General features: G+C 69.2%; 22 protein-coding genes and 1 tRNA gene. 11 read left to right on the top strand and 12 right to left on the bottom strand.

Features of this window, described 5'->3' with window-relative positions; translation table 11 throughout:
- Positions 1-26 precede the first annotated feature (26 nt).
- Positions 27-719, bottom strand: coding sequence for a fumarylacetoacetate hydrolase family protein (locus tag HLH28_RS16995; protein WP_182961425.1), 693 nt, complete (start codon positions 717-719; stop codon positions 27-29).
- Positions 720-939: 220 nt separating this feature from the next.
- On the opposite strand from HLH28_RS16995, the gene HLH28_RS16990 reads away from it, so the two are divergent.
- Positions 940-1,422: a hypothetical protein gene (locus tag HLH28_RS16990; RefSeq protein WP_182961423.1), complete on the top strand. Its 483-nt coding sequence runs from the start codon at positions 940-942 to the stop codon at positions 1,420-1,422.
- A gap of 111 nt (positions 1,423-1,533) precedes the next feature.
- On the opposite strand, the gene ilvC is transcribed toward HLH28_RS16990, so the two are convergent.
- From ilvC to miaA, 4 genes are all read right to left on the bottom strand, one after another.
- Positions 1,534-2,553, bottom strand: a complete 1,020-nt coding sequence (gene ilvC / locus HLH28_RS16985) for a ketol-acid reductoisomerase (protein ID WP_182961421.1) — start codon at positions 2,551-2,553, stop codon at positions 1,534-1,536.
- Positions 2,554-2,618: 65 nt separating this feature from the next.
- The gene (ilvN, locus tag HLH28_RS16980) at positions 2,619-3,134 is read right to left on the bottom strand and encodes an acetolactate synthase small subunit (RefSeq protein WP_182961419.1); all 516 of its coding nucleotides are present in this window, start codon (positions 3,132-3,134) and stop codon (positions 2,619-2,621) included.
- A gap of 109 nt (positions 3,135-3,243) precedes the next feature.
- Positions 3,244-5,070, bottom strand: coding sequence for a biosynthetic-type acetolactate synthase large subunit (ilvB, locus tag HLH28_RS16975; RefSeq protein ID WP_182961417.1), 1,827 nt, complete (start codon positions 5,068-5,070; stop codon positions 3,244-3,246).
- A gap of 74 nt (positions 5,071-5,144) precedes the next feature.
- On the bottom strand, positions 5,145-6,143 hold the full coding sequence (gene miaA / locus HLH28_RS16970; protein WP_182961415.1) for a tRNA (adenosine(37)-N6)-dimethylallyltransferase MiaA: 999 nt from the start codon (positions 6,141-6,143) through the stop codon (positions 5,145-5,147).
- Between the two features lie 29 nt (positions 6,144-6,172).
- Between miaA and serB the strand changes: the two genes are divergently transcribed.
- Positions 6,173-7,069, top strand: coding sequence for a phosphoserine phosphatase SerB (serB, locus tag HLH28_RS16965; protein WP_182961413.1), 897 nt, complete (start codon positions 6,173-6,175; stop codon positions 7,067-7,069).
- A 159-nt stretch (positions 7,070-7,228) separates the two neighbouring features.
- Here the strand turns inward: serB and HLH28_RS16960 are convergent, their stop codons facing one another.
- Positions 7,229-8,173: a cation diffusion facilitator family transporter gene (locus HLH28_RS16960; RefSeq protein ID WP_182961411.1), complete on the bottom strand. Its 945-nt coding sequence runs from the start codon at positions 8,171-8,173 to the stop codon at positions 7,229-7,231.
- 242 nt (positions 8,174-8,415) lie between these two features.
- Here HLH28_RS16960 and HLH28_RS16955 point away from each other — a divergent pair, with 242 nt between their 5' ends.
- The 3 genes from HLH28_RS16955 (at position 8,416) to HLH28_RS16945 (ending at position 9,952) form a co-directional block, all read left to right on the top strand.
- Positions 8,416-8,580 carry a hypothetical protein gene (locus HLH28_RS16955; protein ID WP_182961409.1) on the top strand — a complete coding sequence of 55 codons (165 nt, stop codon included), beginning with the start codon at positions 8,416-8,418 and terminating at the stop codon, positions 8,578-8,580.
- 52 nt (positions 8,581-8,632) lie between these two features.
- Positions 8,633-9,439: an NAD kinase gene (locus HLH28_RS16950; RefSeq protein ID WP_182961407.1), complete on the top strand. Its 807-nt coding sequence runs from the start codon at positions 8,633-8,635 to the stop codon at positions 9,437-9,439.
- A gap of 213 nt (positions 9,440-9,652) precedes the next feature.
- Entirely contained in the window at positions 9,653-9,952 is a 300-nt protein-coding gene (locus tag HLH28_RS16945; RefSeq protein ID WP_182961405.1) for an FxLYD domain-containing protein, read from the top strand.
- A 103-nt stretch (positions 9,953-10,055) separates the two neighbouring features.
- On the opposite strand, the gene HLH28_RS16940 is transcribed toward HLH28_RS16945, so the two are convergent.
- The 6 genes from HLH28_RS16940 to HLH28_RS16915 form a co-directional block, all read right to left on the bottom strand.
- Positions 10,056-10,141, bottom strand: a tRNA-Leu gene (locus tag HLH28_RS16940).
- Positions 10,142-10,204: 63 nt separating this feature from the next.
- Positions 10,205-10,927, bottom strand: a complete 723-nt coding sequence (locus HLH28_RS16935) for a M48 family metallopeptidase (RefSeq protein ID WP_182961403.1) — start codon at positions 10,925-10,927, stop codon at positions 10,205-10,207.
- A complete protein-coding gene (locus tag HLH28_RS16930; RefSeq protein WP_182961401.1) occupies positions 10,924-11,454 on the bottom strand; it encodes a YcgN family cysteine cluster protein in 531 nt (176 codons plus the stop codon). Before HLH28_RS16930 ends, HLH28_RS16935 begins: the two co-directional genes overlap by 4 nt.
- Positions 11,455-11,513: 59 nt before the next feature.
- Positions 11,514-11,978: a hypothetical protein gene (locus HLH28_RS16925; protein WP_182961399.1), complete on the bottom strand. Its 465-nt coding sequence runs from the start codon at positions 11,976-11,978 to the stop codon at positions 11,514-11,516.
- The gene (locus HLH28_RS16920; RefSeq protein WP_338029761.1) at positions 11,975-12,892 is read right to left on the bottom strand and encodes an extracellular solute-binding protein; all 918 of its coding nucleotides are present in this window, start codon (positions 12,890-12,892) and stop codon (positions 11,975-11,977) included. The genes HLH28_RS16925 and HLH28_RS16920 overlap by 4 nt, the downstream gene beginning before the upstream one ends.
- A 141-nt stretch (positions 12,893-13,033) precedes the next feature.
- Positions 13,034-14,170, bottom strand: a complete 1,137-nt coding sequence (locus HLH28_RS16915; protein ID WP_182961397.1) for an ABC transporter ATP-binding protein — start codon at positions 14,168-14,170, stop codon at positions 13,034-13,036.
- A 73-nt stretch (positions 14,171-14,243) separates the two neighbouring features.
- Between HLH28_RS16915 and HLH28_RS16910 the strand changes: the two genes are divergently transcribed.
- The 6 genes from HLH28_RS16910 to HLH28_RS16885 all read left to right on the top strand — a co-directional run bounded on the left by HLH28_RS16910 (position 14,244) and on the right by HLH28_RS16885 (position 19,042).
- Positions 14,244-14,522, top strand: a complete 279-nt coding sequence (locus HLH28_RS16910; protein ID WP_182961395.1) for a hypothetical protein — start codon at positions 14,244-14,246, stop codon at positions 14,520-14,522.
- 39 nt (positions 14,523-14,561) lie between these two features.
- Positions 14,562-15,002: a hypothetical protein gene (locus HLH28_RS16905; protein WP_182961393.1), complete on the top strand. Its 441-nt coding sequence runs from the start codon at positions 14,562-14,564 to the stop codon at positions 15,000-15,002.
- A gap of 166 nt (positions 15,003-15,168) precedes the next feature.
- Positions 15,169-15,684, top strand: a complete 516-nt coding sequence (locus tag HLH28_RS16900; protein ID WP_182961391.1) for a MarR family winged helix-turn-helix transcriptional regulator — start codon at positions 15,169-15,171, stop codon at positions 15,682-15,684.
- Positions 15,675-17,903: an FUSC family protein gene (locus HLH28_RS16895; protein ID WP_182961389.1), complete on the top strand. Its 2,229-nt coding sequence runs from the start codon at positions 15,675-15,677 to the stop codon at positions 17,901-17,903. The genes HLH28_RS16900 and HLH28_RS16895 overlap by 10 nt, the downstream gene beginning before the upstream one ends.
- Positions 17,903-18,097, top strand: a complete 195-nt coding sequence (locus HLH28_RS16890) for a DUF1656 domain-containing protein (RefSeq protein ID WP_182961442.1) — start codon at positions 17,903-17,905, stop codon at positions 18,095-18,097. The genes HLH28_RS16895 and HLH28_RS16890 overlap by 1 nt, the downstream gene beginning before the upstream one ends.
- 33 nt (positions 18,098-18,130) lie before the next feature.
- On the top strand, positions 18,131-19,042 hold the full coding sequence (locus HLH28_RS16885) for a biotin/lipoyl-binding protein (protein WP_182961388.1): 912 nt from the start codon (positions 18,131-18,133) through the stop codon (positions 19,040-19,042).
- Positions 19,043-19,046: the final 4 nt, after the last annotated feature.

Raw genomic sequence — 19,046 nt, 5'->3', positions numbered from 1 at the left:
TTCCGGAGGCGACGCCGTCGTCGCAATCAGGCGCCGTAGGTCACATCCAGTGCGCCGAGGCCGTCGCAGGTCGCATGCAGCACGTCGCCGGGCCGTACCGCGCCCACGCCCGCGGGCGTGCCGGTCATGATCAGGTCGCCCGGGGCCAGCGCCACGAAGGCGCTGAGCTGCGAGACGATTTCGGCCACCGGCCAGATCATGTCCGCCAGGTCGCCCTGCTGCCGGATTTCACCATTTACGGCGAGGGCGATCCGGCCCGCGTCCGGCGAACCCATCCGATCCGCCGGCATGACGGGACCGATCGGGCAGGACTGGTCGAACCCCTTGGCCAATGCCCAGGGCCGGCCGGCCTTCTTGGCTTCGGCCTGCAGGTCGCGCCGCGTCATGTCGAGGCCGAGCGCGTAGCCATAGACATGCGACAGGGCGTCGGCGACCGGGATGTCCCGCCCGCCCTGGCCGATCGCCACGATCAGTTCGACCTCGTGATGCAGGTTCGACGTCTTCACCGGGAACGGCAGCACCCCGCCGCCGGGCACCACCGCGTCGGCGGGCTTGGCGAAGAAGAAAGGCGGCGCGCGACCCGGTTCCTGTCCCATTTCGCGGGTGTGTTCGGCATAATTCTGGCCCACGCACCAGATGCGGCGCACCGGGAAACGCGCGTCGCCGCCCACGACCGCCAGGCTGGCCTGCGGGGGCGGGGGAATCACATACTCGACCATATATCCTGCTTCCTGTCTGTGGCCACGACATGGCGTGGCCGCCACATAGCATGCGCGACGCGTCGGGATGACGCACGAGCCGGTGAGGCCGAGGGCCGGCAGCCCTCCCCCACGGCATGCAGGTGCGGGAAGCAATGCAATGACAGCCGGATGCGCCCCGGACGGCACTGCTGTATAGGCCATCGCCATGCGATACCGTTGCACAGAAAAGGGTCCGGCCATGCGCCATCATGTCGTCCGGCACGCGCGACACATCCGGGGCGCGATCGGGGCCATCGTGCTGGCCGCGACATTGGGGGGATGCTTCGGTCCGACCGGCCCCATCTATGGCCAGTGGTCGGGATATCAGCCCGACGGCGCCATCGGGTACGAACGCAATGTGCAGCTCGTCCTGGAAGGCACCCCCGACGTGCGCGAGGGGACCTATCGGATGCGGATGACGCCGCTTAATCCGGCCGCCCTGCTGCAGGGCGCGTCGAGCGTCTTCTACAGCGATCACTGGGAACTGGAATCCGGGACTGCCGACGGGCAGGCCTGGACGCGCCTTCATTTGAAGGGGCTGCCTGGCACGCAGTACGATACCTACGACATGCTGCCGGACCGCACGCTGGTGCCGCATATCCCGGGCCAGTCGCCGCAGGCCGCCATGCCCTACCGGCTTGGTCCCCTGCCGACGACCACCTACGGCTACGGACGGATCTGAAAACCGCCCCGCCGCAGATTCGCGGCCGAAAGCCGCTCAACGACCGGATTTCAAAGGCAGGCCCTTGATGGGGTCCAGGGGACTGTGTCCCCTGGACCCGACTCGTCGAGATCAGTTGCGGGTCTTGTCGACCAGCTTGTTCTTGCCGATCCACGGCATCATGGCGCGCAGCTTCTCGCCGACCTGTTCGATCTGGTGGGCGTTGTTGCGGGCGCGGATCGCCTTGAAGCCGACATTGCCGGACTGGTTTTCCAGGATGAAGTTGCGCACGAACGTGCCGTCCTGGATATCGGTCAGGACGCGCTTCATCTCGGCCTTCGTCTCCGGCGTCACGATGCGCGGGCCGGTGGCGTATTCGCCATATTCGGCGGTGTTCGAGATGGAATAGTTCATGTTCGCGATGCCGCCCTCATAGATCAGGTCGACGATCAGCTTCGTTTCGTGCAGGCACTCGAAATACGCCATCTCGGGGGCGTAGCCGGCCTCGACCAGCGTTTCGAACCCGGCGCGGATCAGTTCGACCATGCCGCCGCACAGCACCACCTGCTCGCCGAACAGGTCGGTCTCGACCTCTTCCTTGAAGGACGTCTCGATGATGCCGGCGCGGCCGCCGCCGTTGGCCGAGGCATAGGACAGGGCGATTTCCAGCGCATTGCCCGACGCGTTCTGCGCCACGGCGACCAGCGAGGGCACGCCGCCGCCGCGCTGGTATTCCGAACGCACGGTATGGCCCGGGCCCTTGGGCGCGATCAGGAACACGTCCAGGTCGGGACGGGCCTCGATGATGCGGAAATGGATCGCCAGGCCATGCGCGAAGGCCAGCGCCGCGCCCGGCTTCAGGTTCTTTTCCAGATGCTCGGCATACAGCGCGCCCTGGCCCTCGTCCGGCGTCAGGACCATGACGACGTCGGCCCAGGCGGCGGCCTCGGACGGGCCCATCACCTTGAAGCCCGCGGCCTCGGCCTTGGCCACCGCGGTGGAACCCGGACGCAGGCCGATCACCATGTCGGTGACGCCGCTGTCCTTCAGGTTGTTGGCGTGGGCGTGGCCCTGGCTGCCATAGCCGATGATCGCGACCTTCTTGGACTTGATCAGGTTCACGTCGGCGTCGCGATCGTAATACACGCGCATGGAAAATACTCCTGTTGCAACGATAGAAAGCGAAAAGACCCGTGCGTCGGGACCGGCCGGGGGCGTCAGATCGTCCGGGGGCCCCGGACGATGGCGGCGACCCCGGTGCGGGAGACCTCGGCCAGGCCGAGGGGACGCATCAGGTCGATGAACGAATCGAGCTTGTCGGTCGCGCCGGTCAGCTCGAAAACGAAGGATGTGGCCGTCGTGTCGACGGCGCGGGCGCGGAATGCCTCGGCGATGCGCAGGGCCTCGGTCCGGGATTCGCCCGAGGACACCACCTTCACCAGCGCCATTTCACGCGCGACATGGGGGCCGAGCGTGGTGAGGTCCGACACGCGGTAGACCGGGACCAGCCGCCCGACCTGGGCCTTGATCTGCTCGATCACCTGCGGCGTGCCCGACGTCACGATATTGATGCGCGACTGGTGGCGCGATTCCTCGACCGGTGCCACCGTCAGGCTTTCGATATTGTAGCCGCGCCCCGAAAACAGGCCGATGACGCGGGCCAGCACGCCGCTCTCGTTCTCGACCAGAATGGAAATGACCGCGGAGATCGTCGTCTCCTCCTGCGTGGTCATGATGTGTCCGTTCCTGCATGGATATCGGCGCGGGGCCCCGTCACCCCGCAACCGACTGGAAAAAAGAAGGTCCGGCCGACTCATCCGGCCGGAAGCATGGGCGCGTCCGTCAGACCAGCATGCGTCCCTCGGCACTGACCTTGACCTCGCCGTCCTGCTCCGGCCCAAGCAGCATCTGGTTGTGGGCGGCCCCGGACGGGATCATCGGGTAGCAGTTCTCGTCCTGCGCCACGCTGATGTCGGCGACCACCGCACCGGGTTCGGCCAGCATCGCGCGGATCACGTCGTCCAGTTCGCCCACGCAGGTGGCGCGCATGCCGCGGGCGTGGAAGCTTTCGGCCAGGCGGACGAAATCCGGCAGGGCGGCGCTGTAGCTTTCGGAATAGCGCGACCCGTGCAGCAGTTCCTGCCACTGCCGGACCATGCCCATATACTGGTTGTTGAGGATGAACAGCTTCACCGGCAGGCGATATTGCGCGATCGTTCCCAGTTCCTGGATGTTCATCAGGGTCGAGGCTTCGCCCGCGATGTCGATGACCAGCGCGTCGGGATGGGCGATCTGCGCGCCGACCGCCGCCGGCAGGCCATAGCCCATCGTGCCCAGGCCGCCCGAGGTCAGCCAGCGGTTCGGGCGGTCGAACTGGAAATGCTGGGCCGCCCACATCTGGTGCTGGCCGACCTCGGTCGAGACATAGGTGTCGCGGCCGGTTTCCATGGCCAGTTCGTACAGGCGGCGCACCGCGTGCTGCGGGCGGATGATCGCCGACGGCGTCATGTCCTGCTCGAAATGCAGGCTGCGGATCCCGCGCCAGGCGTCGATCTGCTGCCACCATTGCGCCAGCGCCGCGCTGTCGGGGATTTCGGACTGGCGGGCCCATTCCTCGATCATCATCTCGATGATCCGGCCGGCGTCGCCCAGGACCGGCACGTCGACCTGCACGATCTTGTTGATCTGCGACGGGTCGATATCGGCGTGGATCTTGAACGAATCGGGCGAGAACGCATCCAGCCGCCCCGTGACGCGGTCGTCGAAGCGCGCGCCCAGCGCCACCAGGACGTCGCACCCATGGGTGGCCAGATTGGCCTCGTAGGTGCCGTGCATGCCCAGCATGCCCAGGAACTGCCGGTCGGTGGTGGGGAACGCCCCCAGCCCCATCAGGGTGGAGGTGCAGGGAAAGCCCGTCATCCGTACCAGGCGGCCCAGCGCCTCGCTGGCGCGGGGACCGGAATTGATGATGCCGCCGCCGGTATAGAACAGGGGACGCTTCGCCCCCTTCATCGCGGCGACCGCGCGCGCCACCGCCTCGCGATCCGGTTCGGTGCGCGGACGGTAGGACGGGTGCGGGGCGCGGGACGCCGGCTGATAGGGCGCGGGGCCCACGGTCAGGTTCTTCGGCAGGTCCACCAGCACCGGGCCGGGACGGCCGCTGCGCGCGATATGGAAGGCCTCATGCACCACGCGGGCCAGGTCGCCCGCGCGCCGCACCAGGTAATTATGCTTGGTCGCCGGGCGGGTGATGCCCGTGGTGTCGGCCTCCTGGAACGCATCGGTGCCGATCAGCGGCACGCCGACCTGGCCCGAGAAGCAGACGACCGGAATGGAATCCATCAGCGCGTCGACCAGCCCGGTCACCGCGTTGGTGGCGCCGGGGCCGCTGGTGACCAGCACCACGCCAACCTTGCCGGTGGAGCGGGCGTAGGCCTCGGCCGCATGCACGGCCGCCTGCTCGTGCCGGACCAGCACGTGGCGGATCGCGTTCTGCCGGAACAGCGCGTCATAGATCGGCAGCACCGCCCCGCCCGGATAGCCGAAGACGACCTCGACACCCTGGTCGACGAGAACGCGGAGCAGGACTTCGGCCCCGGAGAGGACGACGTCCCCTGCCGCGGCGCGTGCGTTCGGCTTCAGATCGTTCAGGTTCGGTGTCGCGTTCATATCCCTGGCTCCTCCGTCCGGCGTGTTCAGGAGGGCCCCCAGCGAGGCCCATCCGGACGGAATGTCGGGTGGGTTTAGGGAATGCTCCGGCCCGCGTCAATCCGGTTTAGAATAAAAGAAACGATATCGTCGTCGTTTCTTTCCATTTGTTGCGCATCCGCGGATATTCTTGTCCCGATCACCCGACTGTCATCGGGCGCGGCCAGGGAATGGTGGCCGAACCAGGTCGATTGCCGCCGCGTATAGCGCCCGGTGGCCAGGACCGCGCGGCGTTCGGCCTCGTCCAGCGTGATCTCGCCCCGCAGATGGGCGGCCAGTTCGGGGACGCCGTGCGCCCGCATCGCCGGCAACGCGGGCGACAGATCCCGGGCCAGCAGGGCGCGGACCTCGTCCAGCGCGCCGGCCCGCACCATCGCCGCGAACCGGACCGCGATCGCCGCACGCAGCATGTCGCGTGGCGGATCCAGGCGTATGGCGACGAAACGGCAGGCCAGCGGCGGCAGCGTCGCCTCCCGCCGCCAGCGGGCGATGCCCCGTCCGGTGCCGGACCAGACCTCCCACGCACGGGCGATCCGCTGGGTGTCGGCGGGATGCAGCGTGGCGGCGCTCTCGGGATCCACTTCCGCCAGGCGGGCATGCAGGGCGGCAGGGCCTTCGGCCGCGGCCAGCGCCCGGGCCTCCGCCCGGGCGGCGGGACCGGGATCGGGGATGTCCGTCAGGCCGTCGGTCAGCGCCCGCAGATACATGCCCGTGCCGCCGCACAGCACCGGAACCCGGGCTTCGGCCCACGCGGCCTCGATTTCCGCGACCGCCCGCTGGCGCCACCACGCGACGCTGCCGGTTTCCGCGGCCGGCAGCACCCCATACAGGCGATGCGGCACCGCGTCCTCGTCCGCCGGCGACGGACGGGCGGTCAAGATCCGCAGGTCACGATAGACCTGCATGGAATCCGCGTTGACGATCATCCCCCGGACCGCGCGCGCAACCGCCAGGGCCAGCGCCGATTTCCCCGAACAGGTCGGCCCCGCGATCACCACGACCGGCCGCGCGGGCCCATCCGCCGCTTGCGTCATGCCGTCATCCCTGCCACACGCCTTGCGTCATGTCGCTGTCCCATACCCTTACGCTCGTCGCCCGCCGCGACGCCACGACCCTGACCGACGCCCAGGTCCGCGCCGCGCGCGACATGGTCAAGGGCGGCGCGCCCGTCATCCTGTCACCCGGTGAGGCCGTGGATATCCCCTGTCCCGCCCCCGGGCCGGGCATGCCGACGCTGGACACGATCCGCGCGGTCTTCGGCCCCCGCCATGTCGACACCCTTCTGACGCGTTCGCGCGGACGACGCAAAGGGCTTCTGGTCGCGGATATGGACAGCACCATCGTCGCGAACGAGACCCTGGACGACCTGGCCGCCCATGCCGGGATCGGCGAGCGCATCGCCGAGATCACGCGGCGGTCGATGAATGGCGAGATCGATTTCGAATCCGCGCTGCGTGAGCGGGTCGGCCTGCTGAAGGGCCTGCCGGCCTCGCTGCTGGACACCGCATGGAAGGATGTGCGGCTGAACGAAGGCGCGCGCGAACTGGTGGCCACGATGCGTGCGCGCAACGCGCACACCGCGCTGGTGTCGGGGGGCTTCACCTTCTTCACCGGCCGGGTCGCGGCGCTGTGCGGGTTTTCCGAACATCATGCCAACGTGCTGGAAAGCCGGGACGGCACCCTGACCGGCGAGGTCGGCACACCGATCCTGGGCCCGGACGCCAAGCGCGCGCACCTGCATCGCCTGGCCGAGGCCGGCCGGCTGAAGCCTGCCGCCACCATGGCCGTCGGTGACGGCGCCAACGACCTGGCCATGCTGCGCGAGGCCGGGCTGGGCATCGCCTTCCACGGCAAGCCGATCGTACGCGCGGCAGTGACCAACCGCGTCGATCATACCACCCTGCGCACCCTGCTGTTCGCCCAGGGTTATCCGGCTGCGTCCTTCGTTAGCGTGGACTGACGGGGCGCCGGCCCAAGGGGCGTTGCCCCTTGAACCCCATCAAAGGCGTCGCCTTTGAAATCCGGTCGGCGAGGGGCACGGCCAAAAGCTCGGACCTGTTCCCGGATCGGGGTCCAGGGAAGCTGGCGGCACGCGTCGGATCGGCCGACAGGCCGCATGTCAGGCCATTCTCGGGGCGCCAGCGGCCAGGCGGTCCTGGCCATTCTGCGCCTCGATGAACGTGTGGGTGATTTCGGGGAAGCTTTCCTTGACCCGTCGTTCGATGCGCGACACCGCATCCTCGACCCGGCCGGCCGACACGGCATCATCGAAATCCAGGCTGATCGCCACCAGCACGTCCGACGGGCCGAAATGCATGGACCGGATCTCATTCAGGCCCAGCACGCCCGGTTCCGCCAGGGCGATGGCGCGGACGCGGGCCAGCCCTTCCGCCGCCATGCCCTCGCCGGTCAGCAGGGATTGCGATTCCCGCGCCAGGAACATGGCCGTGAATGCCAGGATCGCCCCGATCACGATCGACGCCGCCCCGTCCAGGACCGGCAGGTCGAACAGGTCCGACAGGATCGTGCCCAACAACGCGACCACAAGGCCGCACAGCGCGGCCGTATCCTCGAACAACACGGTGAAGACGGTCGGGTCCTTGCTGTGCCGCACCGCCTCGATCCAGCCGCGCCGGCCCTTGCCGTGGCGGCGGAACGTTCGCAGCGCCGTCAGCCAGACCGCGCCCTCGAACACCAGGGCGATGGCCAGGACGGCGTAGTTGACCGCCACATGGTCAACGGGATGCGGATGGCGGATCCGGGCGATCCCTTCCAGGACCGACACGCCGGCCCCGACCCCGAAGATCAGCAACGCCACCACGAAGGTCCAGAAATACAGTTCGAGCCCGTAACCGAACGGATGCGACGCCGTCGCCGGCCGGGCCGCACGCCGCATGCCCACCAGAAGCAGCACCTGGTTGCCGGTATCGATCAGGGAATGGATCGCCTCGCTCAGCATCGCCGCACTGCCGGTCAGTGCCGCTGCGCCGAATTTCACCAACGCGATCAGCAGGTTGCCCGACAATGCCGCATAAACCACGAAACGGGAGGACGAGGGGGCCATGACTGCTCCGCCAGAGGATGGAGGATCATATCCCGCGCTGGCCGACGGCCCAAGCACCGCCCCCGCATCGGGCCGGGCGACCCTGACGGTGGCTGTTGCAGTCCCGTCGGCCGGCCCCTTATAAGCAATGGGTCATGATCGGCATGCCACGTGCGGTTCGCGCGGAAGCACGGGGCAGAACGACAGGGCGACGCCCGGGGCGCCCGGCGAATGCCCCCGCCCCCCCTCGGATGGAGTTTCACGTGCGCGCCACCGTCGCCCAGATGGCCCCCGGGTCGTCCCTGCCGGACATTATCGACCGGGCGCCCCACCGGGTCGAGGCCGCGATCCGCGCCGATCGGCCGGCCCCGGCGCGGCAGGTGCGCGCCGGGACAGCGGTGACCGCTCATCGCCGCCTGCCCCTGTGACGACGATGCCCCTGTCCATGCTTCCCGTTTCGCCGACGCCCCGCGCCGCCCGATGACCGAACCCCACCAGCCCCCGCCCTGGCCCATCGGCATGATACCGAGCCGTTTCGCCTTCGTCGCGGCGCCCAACACCGGCGCCCGCCAGACGCTGGAAATCCTGACCGCCCGCTACGGCCAGCATGACCCGCTGGAGGCCGATGCCATCATCTGCCTCGGCGGCGACGGCTTCATGCTGGAGATCCTGCATACCACCCTGGGCCGCAATATCCCCGTCTACGGGATCAATTGCGGGTCGGTGGGGTTCCTGATGAACCCGGCGATCCCCGACGATCTGCCGGCCCATCTGGCCAAGACGCAGGCGGCGACGCTGCACCCGCTGCGCATGCAGACCACCACCCGGGCCGGCGAGGTGATCGAGGCGCTGGCGCTGAACGACGTGTTCCTGTTCCGCCAGACCCGCCAGGCCGCCAAGATCCGCATCGAGGTCGACGGCCGCGAACGCCTGTCCGAACTGATCTGCGACGGGGTACTGGTCTCGACCCCCGCCGGATCGACGGCCTATAATTTGTCGGCACACGGGCCGATCGTGCCGCTGTCGGCCAACCTTCTGCCGCTGACGCCGATCAGCGCCTTCCGCCCCCGGCGCTGGCGCGGCGCGCTTCTGCCCTCCACCGCGCGGGTCAGTTTCACGATCCTCGAGCACGAGAAGCGCCCCGTCGCCGCCGTCGCCGATTTCACCGAGGTCCGCGACGTGATCTCGGTCGCGATCGAGGAAGACCGGACGCTGCACACCACCTTGCTGTTCGACCCGGACCAGAGCCTGTCCGAACGCATCCTGGCCGAACAATTCACCGTATAGCCCCGCCCATTGTCCGACAGGTGCCGCATTCATACCCATCCGCGTCATGAATCGCCGTTCGACCGCAAGCCCCGGGGCGCTGCCCTGAAACCCGCCAGAGGACCCCACCCCTTTGAAACCCGGTCGGTGGTGCATGATCGGGGTCCAGGGCCTCAGGCCCTGGTGGGTCCGGGCAAAGCCCGGGTTCTATCATTACTATTGGCCGCCCTGCCGGTGCTGCCCGCCCTCCCCGCCCACGCGCAGGACCTCATCGTCCGCGAAGCCCGATCGGTGAACGAGGCAGGCGGCCGGCACGCCATCGTCGGCACCGCCGAAAACCGGTCGGGCCGGATGCTGCAAACGGCCACGGTGATGTTCAACCTGTACGGCGAACACGGCACGATCATCGGCAGCGCCATCGACGAAACCCACGATCTGCCGCCCGACGGACGCTGGACGTTCCATGCCCGGGCCTGGACGCTGTTCGCGGATTTCGGGCTGGCGCGGATCCGGACCGTGCCGGCAGCCCGCTGAGGGGCACGCGCCCTTTATGCGGCACGAACGGCCGGCGTCAGAAACATCCTGTTTCAGGATAAAAGGGCGCTCCGGTTCAGGACGCGACCTGCGACAGACAGGCTGGTGCGAGCTGCGGGACTCGAACCCGCACGCCCTTGCGGGCGCAAGATTTTAAGTCTCGTGCGTCTACCATTCCGCCAAGCTCGCCCGGCTCGCCCTCTAGCACACTCGCCGAACCCGTAAAATCCGGTGGCGGGGGTTTTTCTCCGCCTATGCGGCACGCAGCAGCGCCGTGCCGTGGCGGCGCAGCCAGGCCTCTGCCGCGCGGCGATGCGGGGTCAGGGTGGCGACCAGGGCCCAGAAATCGGGGCCGTGATTCAGGTGCCGCAGATGCGCCAGTTCGTGGGCGATGACGTAATGCTGGACCTCGGCCGGGGCCATCAGCAGCCGCCAGCTCAGCATCACCGTGCCCTCGGCGTTGCAACTGCCCCACCGGCTGCTGGTATCCTTGATCGTCAGGCGCCGGGGACGCAGGCCCGACCGGGCGGCCAGTTCCGCCACCCGCGCGCCCAGCCGCACCCCGGCTTCGCGCCGCAGGAAGGCGCCCAGGCGCCTTTGCAGGAACGGGGCCTCGCCGCTGACCAGGACGACGCCGTCCTCGATCCAGACGCCGCGCCGGCCCTGCGGGCAGTGGCGGATGGCATGCGGCCGGCCGTCCAGCAGGACCTGCCCGCCATCCTGCCAGGGCGTCGGGGTGGGCAGCGTGTCGATCCGCGCCACCACCCAGGCGGCATGCGCGCGCAGCAAGGTCAATCCGGCCTCGCGCCCCGCACGGGGCGGCAGCGTGACGACGACCCCGCCGCCGCGCGGATCGATCCGCAGCGACACCCGGCGCGCCCGCGCCGAACTGCGCCAGCGCAGCGGGATCTCGCGCCCTGCCAGATGAATCGTCTCGCCCATCCCGCCCCGACCGTCGGACAGGGCGGCCGTCATCGGGACCCGTCGTCCGGGCCGGACCGATCGCCGACCTTCAGGTCCCGTGCGAGCCGGCGGACCCGGGGCTTGCGCGCGGCAGGCATCTGGCCCGGCCAATCGGCGATATGATGTTCCAGCGGGCCGGCGCGTCGTTCGCTGATGGCGCGGCCGCGCACCGAAACCCCGGCCTCATGCACCGTTTCCGGCCGGCCCGACACCAGCGGATGCCACCACGCCAGGGGCCGGCCGGCCGCCACCAGCCGATAGGCGCAGGATGGCGGCAACCAGTCGATATCCGCCAGCGCGGCCGGGGTCAGCCGCACGCAATCCGGTACCTTGCGCTGCCGGTCCGCATAATCCGAGCACCGACATGTGTCGGTATCCAGCAGCCTGCAGGCCACGTCGGTATACAGGACCGTATCGGTCTCGTCCTCGCGCAGCTTGTGCAGGCAGCACCGGCCGCAGCCGTCACACAGCGATTCCCATTCCTCGGTCGTCATCTCGTCCAGGCGGCGGACCTGCCAGAAAGGGGGAGAATCGGTCATGGGGGCTGTTTTACGCACTCCGGCCCGTGCCGGAAAGAAAAAGGCGCGGCAAGGCCGACCTATCGCACATCGACCAGCGCGACCAGCACCGACCCGCCGACCGCCAGCAGCAACGCCGCCAGGCCGGACGGCCCCAGCAGCGGCAGCCACAGCATGCGCGCCCGCATACCCTGCCCCGCCCCCAGCCCTTCCGCCGTGCGGGCCAGGCCCGCCGGCAGCCGGCAGATCGCCCCCAATGGCGGCAGCACCACCAGCGGCACAAGGCACAGCCCTTGCAGGACGGCACGGGGCACGCCGCCATCGCCCCCCGCCAGGCGCGGCAGCAGCAGCGCCAGCACGCAACCGGGAATCGCCAGGGCCACGGCCAGGGTGAGGCAGGCCGCCAGCACGCGGCCGGACAGGCCCGGCCCCGCGGCGCGCAGCAGGACGAACGCCGCCAGCCCCACGCCGGCGGCGGCCCCCGCCGTCGCCAGGCAGATGACCAGGTCGGACAGTCCCAATCCGGACAACGAGAGGCCCGTCACGCGGGGGCCGCCAGCCAGTCCGCGAACTTCCGGGCCAGGTCGGGCAGGTGATCCTGCCAGAACGCTGCGTCCATCGGCAGGGGCTGCGCCGCCGCGTCGTCGGGACGGGCGCGATACAGCGCGGCGAAGCGGGCCACGCGGTCCGACCCGGCCATGTAGTGCAGAAGATCGCGCGCCCGGTCCCGCTCGCCCGCGTCCAGTCCAGGGGCGATGCCCCACGACAGGCCGTCATCCAGGCCCTGCGCGCCCTGGAGCCCGACATCGCGCCGCCCCCCGGTGGCGGCCTGCGCCGCGACCTCGCCCGCCGCCGCGCTGGTCATCAGCACGCTGCCGTTGCCGATGATCCGCGCGGAATCCGCCGCGGTCGTCCACCAGACGATATAGGGCCGCAACTGGCTGAGCTTGTGGAACGCCCGCGCCACGCCTTCGGGCGTGGCCAGCAGGGCATAGACATCCCCAGGCGCCACCCCATCGGCCATCAGCGCGATTTCCAGCGTCGAGCGCGGATCCTTCCGCAGGCCCCGCTTGCCGGGATAACGGACAACGTCCCAGAAATCGCTCCAGCGCGGAGCGGTCGGGACGCGGCCCCGATCCCAGGCCAGGACGATGCCGTCATGCAGCGCCGGCACGCTGCAGGCGTCCGCGCTGCCGGGGGCACCGCCCAGGCGCTGCAACTGCCCCTGCATGCAGGCGATGCGGGCGGTGCTGTCCTCCATCAGGGCCATCGCCCAGGCGTGGCGCCCCCGCGCCGGACGGTTCGCCGGAACCTGTCCGTCGCCATCCCAGGCAAACCGCCGGACGCCGACGCCCCTGGCGCGTGCGAAGGGCTGGAAGAACGCTTGGTCCTGCGCCTTGCCCAGGGCACCGCCCCAGGTCGCGACCGCCAGCGTGTGCCCGCTGCCCCGGGCATCCACCCGGGCCGGCGCCGACAGCGCAAGCAGCAGAAGAATCCCGGACAGAGGACGGGACGGTCTGAAGGGCAGACAGGACGGACCGGACAGGGGGATCACTTTCACAGCGGGGACGAAAAGCGAATAAGGACTAAGGGCGGAAAACTAGACCAGTTCGCCCCGAAACGGAAAGGCCACGGCATGCGCCGGTTGCCACGCCAGCAGGGCCCGGCGGCCGGGCGACAGGCCGGCCAGGGTCTGGATCGGCGGGCGGCGGACCAGGACCTCCTGCCCGTCGGGCAGGCGCAGGCGCAGGCGCACGTGATCGCCCATGTGATGAACCGCCACGAGGGTGGCGGGGACGTCGCCGTCACCGCCATCCGCCGCGTCGCGGCCGTGGAAAGGCCCGGCGGAAAATCCCGCGGGAAACAGCGTCGCGATCCGGTCGGGCCGAACGCACAGCGTGCACAGCGCGTCGGCTTCCAGCCCGTCGGCAGCCATCGCCTCCATCACCGCGCCGCTGGCCAGGCGGACGCGGGCCTGGTCGTCCTCGACCCACTCGACGCGGCCGGTCAGGCTGTTGGCGTCGCCGAAGCCGGTGGCGACCCGGTCGCAGGCCGGGCGGTCGAACAGCTCGGCCGCCGTTCCCGTCTGCAGCAGCGTCCCCCCGGACAGGAACCCGATCCGGTCGCCCAGCAGCAGCGCATCTTCCCGGTCGCGGGTGGCCAGCAGGATCGTCAGGCCCTGCGCCCGCGCCAGGCGGGCCAGCAGCGTTTGCATCGCCCGCCGCCCCTCGGGCTCCAGCGCCGCGAACGGATCGTCCAGCAGCAGGACGGGGGGCGCGAAGGCCAGCAGGCGCCCCAGCCGGACACGCCAGGCCTGTTCCGGATCCAGGTCGCGCGGCCGGCGCGACGCCTGCCCGTCCAGCCCCAGCAGGGCCATGATTTCGCGCACGCGTGCCGCGGCCTGCGGACGGGGCATCCCCCGCGCGGCCAGCGGAAACGCCAGGTTCTGCCGCACGGTCAGATGGGCGAACAGCGGATCGCGCGCGCTGAACAGGCCCATCCCCCGCCGGCCGGGCGGCCGGGCGGTCACATCCTGCCCGTCCACGACGATGCCGCCCGCCACGGCCGGCAGGTGTCCGGCCAGCGTATCCAGCAGGCAGGACAGGTCCGCCGCGCGATTGCCCAGCAGCGCCAGGCACGTGCCGGCGGCGACCTGCACCGAGAATCCGTGGCGCGACGGGTCCAGCGGCGCGCGCACAAGTCCGCGAACGTCAAGACGTGGGAGGGAAGGTGGCATGCAAGAACCGAAACCTGACGAACGGACGAGGCGTTGGTAACAATGTACACATCCACATCGAGGGAGACGACCCATGTTCGGCTGCAAGACCAAGAAACCGACCCAGGAAGCCCTGAAGGCGACCCACGACGAACTGCTGTCGCTGAAGTCGCAGGTGGAACGGTTGATGAACGAGCACGTGACCCCGGTGCTGGCCGATGCGGCCGACAGGGCGGAGCACGTCGTTGCCAATGCGCGCGAACTGACCGATCATCAGGTTCAGGACGTCACCAGCCGCGTGCGCGCGAAGCCGCTGATCGCCATCGCCATCTTCGCCGCGGTGGGCTATCTGGTCGGGCGCATGCGCCGGTAGGTCGTCCGCCCAACACAGCAGAGGGACGAAGCGAGGACCATGAGAATAGCCGAACTTGGCAAGGCCACCGTGCAGGCGGAACTGACCGTCCGCCGGCAGATGGCCATCCGCATAGGCCGGCAGGCGGCTTTCCTGGTCATCGCAGGGATATTCGGCCTGCTGGCCATCCTGTCCGGCCATGCGCTGCTGTGGGCCTTCGCCTACCAGACGCTGGGCTTCAGCGTCCTGGGGGCGGCAATCCTGGTCTTCGCCGCCGACGCCCTGGTCGCCCTGCTGTTCCTGCTGCTGGGCCGTCGGTCCATCATGACGCCGCAGGAAATCCGCGCGCGCTTCGAACGGGATCACGCGATCAACGAGTTGCGCCAGGCCGTGGCCCTGACGGCGGTCACCACCGCCGTCGCGGGTCCGGTCGGCCGCCAGGCCGGCCGGGCGATCTGGCATGTCGTGCGGTCGGCCTTCGGCCGGAAGGGCCAGGTCTGAGCCCTTCCCCTTCCGGAACCGGAGGGATGGCATTGCCGGAAGGTATCCATGCTGAAATTGCATTGGCTCCCGTCCGGCATTTCTGGAAACGTGCCCCCGGACTATGATCGTGAGCACGCGAACGATTTGTGTGCTCATCAATTGGGAAACCGGGTAGCAGAAACGGATGGCCGAGACCGAGCGGAGCGCGCGGGAACGATCCTTTGGACGTCGCCTGGCCCATCTGGGGGCCGCCTGGCGACGCCAGATCGATCATGACCTGCGGGATTTCGGCCTGACCGAGGCCACGTGGCGCCCCATCCTGTACCTGGGCCAGCTGCCGCCGCCCGTCCGGCAGAGCGACCTGGCCCGCGCGCTGGGGATCGAGGCCCCGTCCCTGGCCCGCCTGCTGGACGTGCTGGAACGCCGGGACCTGATCGTGCGCACCCGCGACAAGGAAGACCGCCGCTCGAACCTGGTGCGGCTGAGCCCCGGCGGCCAGAGGATCGAGCACCAGGTGCGCCAGACGGCCGATTCCGTATCGGCCCGCCTGCTGCGTGACGTCTCGACCGGCGAACTGCAGGCCTGCTACGCGATCTTCGACCGGATCGAAAGCGCGCTGGGCACCCCTCGCGACGCCGGGACGACGCCGGTCGCCGAGAGCGTGGCCCCCGACACAGTGGCGGTCCTGCCATGCGGCTGATCCCGCCGAGCGGCGCATGGTCCCTGTCGATCCCCCTGGCCCGCTTCGGCACCTTCGCCTTTCCGGAATGGAAGACGGTCAGGCCGACGGCGGCCTATGCGGCGCGGGCGCTGCTGGCCGTCGGGCTGGCGCTGTTCCTGTCGTTCTATTTCCAGCTCCAGACGCCGATGTCGTCGGTGACGACGGTCCTGATCGTCGCCAATCCGGTCGTCGGCGCCATGGTGTCCAAGAGCTTCTGGCGCATCTTCGGCACGGTGGTCGGGGCGGCCAGCGCCGTCATCCTGATGGCGCTGTTCCCGCAATCGCCGCTGCTCTATTTCCTCGGCCTGTCGCTGATCATCGGGATCGCCTGCTGCGTGTCGACGCTGCTGCGCTTCTTCAAGGCGTATGCCGCCGTGCTGACGGGCTATACGATCGTGCTGATTTCGGTCTCCGCCTTCAGCGACCCCGACCATATCTTCATGGCCGCGATGTCCCGCCTGTCGGCGGTGACGGTGGGCATCATCTGCACGGCGGTGGTCTTCCTGGTCACGTCCATCAGCCGGCCGGAGCGAATCCTGCGGCAGGTGGACCAGACCCTGCGCAACATCACCGCGCGGTTTTCCCACCCCGCCGACCTCGAAGGCGCGATCGCCGGCGCCACGCCGATGCCCGACGACAGTGGCCAGCCGCTGTCGTTCCGGGCGATGACGGTGACCAGCTACGACGAACGCGCGCGCCTTCTGTCTCAGGCCAATGCGCTGGTCGAGGCGATCGAATATGCGGCCGCCGACAATTTCGCGATCGGCCGTCGCGCCCGCGGCCTGCACGCCGGCGTCGCCCGCCTGCTGGGATTGCTGAGCACGCATCACCCGATCTGGGAGGACGTGCCGCCCGACACCCCGCATTCCGCCGAGGCGCGCCAGATCGTGCAGACGGTGATGGCGACGTTCGCCGCCACCCCACCCGAGAACCTGCATCTGGACGATCCGGGCGACATGCGCGCGCGGATCGCCGCCGCCATCGCCCGCCTGGACGAACTGACCGAGCAGACGCACGACCTGCCGACGATCGCGTTCATCGACAACGAGCGCGACATTCTCGACCAGCTGCGCGCCGCGCTGGACGATTTCGTGGGACCCCAGCACCGCGTGCGGCGCCTGCCGCTGAAGGTGTATTTCGACTGGCCGGCAGCCCTGCGCAACGGCGCGCGCGGGGCGTGCGTGACGTTGCTGGGCTGCCTGGTCTGGTACGTCTTCCGCTGGTCGAACGGCGCCACGATGCTGACCTACCTGATCCCGGCCTCGTGCCTGCTGGCGACCAGCCCGCTGGCATCCCGGGCCAGCGCCCTGTTCGCCAGCGGCACGCTGGCCGCGATCCCCGCGGCCTTCATCTGCCAGACCTACATGCTGCCGCGGATCGACGGATACCCGCTGCTGTGGCTGTCGCTGTCGATCTGCCTGCTGCCGGGCATCTGGATCCAGTTCCATCCGCGCCACGCCATGCGCGGCTTCGGCTACGCGGTGTTCTTCAACGCGATGGTGCAGATCCGCAACCCGATTTCCTATGACGACATCTCGCTGATGAATCTGTGGCTGTCGTACCTGATCGCCCTGATCGGACTGGCCCTGGTGTTCAGGGTGATCCTGCCGGCCGACCACCGGCTGGATACCGGGCGGCTGGTGATGTCGATCACCCGCGCAACCGAACGCCTGGCGTGCCGGCCCATCCACCGGCGGGTGGACTGGATGGTGTGGGAAAACCTGCAGATGCAGAAAATCCTGCGCATGATCCAGCGATTCTCGCTCGTCGCGCCACCACGCCGCGTGTACGAGGTCACGGATGCGGCCTTCATCGCCGTATCGCTGGGCCGGGTGATCGCGCGCCTGCGCCGCCTGGTGCTGGACCCGGCGGTGCACGAGGACGATCGCGTCCGCGCCCGCGCGGCCCTGGCCGCCTTCCGGCACCTGCGCAGCCGCCCGAACCTGACCGCGACGACCCTGCGCGAAACCGCGCAGGTGATCATGACACATGTCGAGGGACGGCACGCGGCCTCGCACATGCCCACGCGCCGGATTGCCGCGTGCCTCGAACAGGCGTCGCTGCTGCTGGATGCGATTCCGGGATTCTTCCATGCGAATGGACCGCTGCAATTGTCAGCCAACATGCCTGGCGCCAATAACAGGCTGACCCTGGCCGTCCCCCCCGGAACGAACCTGTTCGGAATGAAAGCCGCGTGATGCTGACCGAGTTCAATTTCTTCGGTGTCTTCATGGCCCCGATCGTCGTCTACGCGATCGCGGCCCTGCCCGTGACCATGCTGATCCGCTTCGTGCTGTGGTGGAGCGGCATCATGAAATGGTTCTGGCACCTCGCGCTGTTCGAGGTCGCCCTGTACGTCTGTGTCCTCTGCCTGCTGATCCTCTACGTCTGAACTGCTGCCCCCAGGAAGGTTCGAGAATCCCCAATGCCCCTTCTGCGCACCCTGATCCGCGTGGTCCTGACCCTGACCGTGGTGGCCCTGGCCATCGCCATGGGCATCACCCTCTGGGACACCTACATGATCGCCCCGTGGACCCGCGACGGCCGGGTCCGCGTCTATGTCGTCGACGTGGCGCCCGAAGTCCCCGGCACCGTGGTGCAGGTGCCGGTCGTGGACAACCAGTTCGTCCATAAGGGCGACCCGCTGTTCGTGCTCGACCCCGTGCGCTTCCGCCTGGCGATCCGCGAGGCTCAGGCCCGGCTGGACGGCGCGCTGGAGGACCTGAAGCTGAAGCAGAACGACGCCAAGCGCCGCATGGGCCTGGGCGGCATCGTCTCGGCCGAAGAGCAGGAAGTCTTCAACTCGAACGTCGCGACCCAGGTCGCCGCCGTCGACGCGGCGCGCGCGTCGCTGGACCTGGCGAAGCTGAACCTGCAGCGCTCGGTCCTCTATTCCCCGGTCAACGGATACGTCACCAACCTGAACCTGCGGGTCGGCGACTACGTGACCGCCGGCGCGGCGCGGCTGGCGGTCATCGACGCCGACTCCTACTGGGTCAACGGCTATTTCGAGGAAACCAAGATGTGGGGCGTGCATGTCGGCGACGTCGCCCGCGTCAAGCTGATGGGCTACAAGCAGATCATCCCCGCCCACGTCGTCTCCATCGCGCGCGGCATCAACGACCAGAACGGCGCCCCCGACCGCCTCGGCCTGCAGGACGTCAACCCGATCTTCACCTGGGTCCGCCTGGCGCAGCGCATCCCCGTCCGCGTCCATCTCGACCACGTGCCCGACAGCGTGACGCTGGCCGCCGGCATGACCTGCACCGTCACCGTCGGCCCCGAATCCCGGGGACAGCGGGGACGCCTGACCACCTGGCTGCAAGACCATCTGTAAGGCC

This window comes from Gluconacetobacter tumulisoli, assembly GCF_014174155.1.
GTDB classification, from domain to species: domain Bacteria; phylum Pseudomonadota; class Alphaproteobacteria; order Acetobacterales; family Acetobacteraceae; genus Gluconacetobacter; species Gluconacetobacter tumulisoli.
Note: the sequence above shows the minus strand (reverse complement) of the source record. Positions and strands in the feature narration are given on the sequence as shown.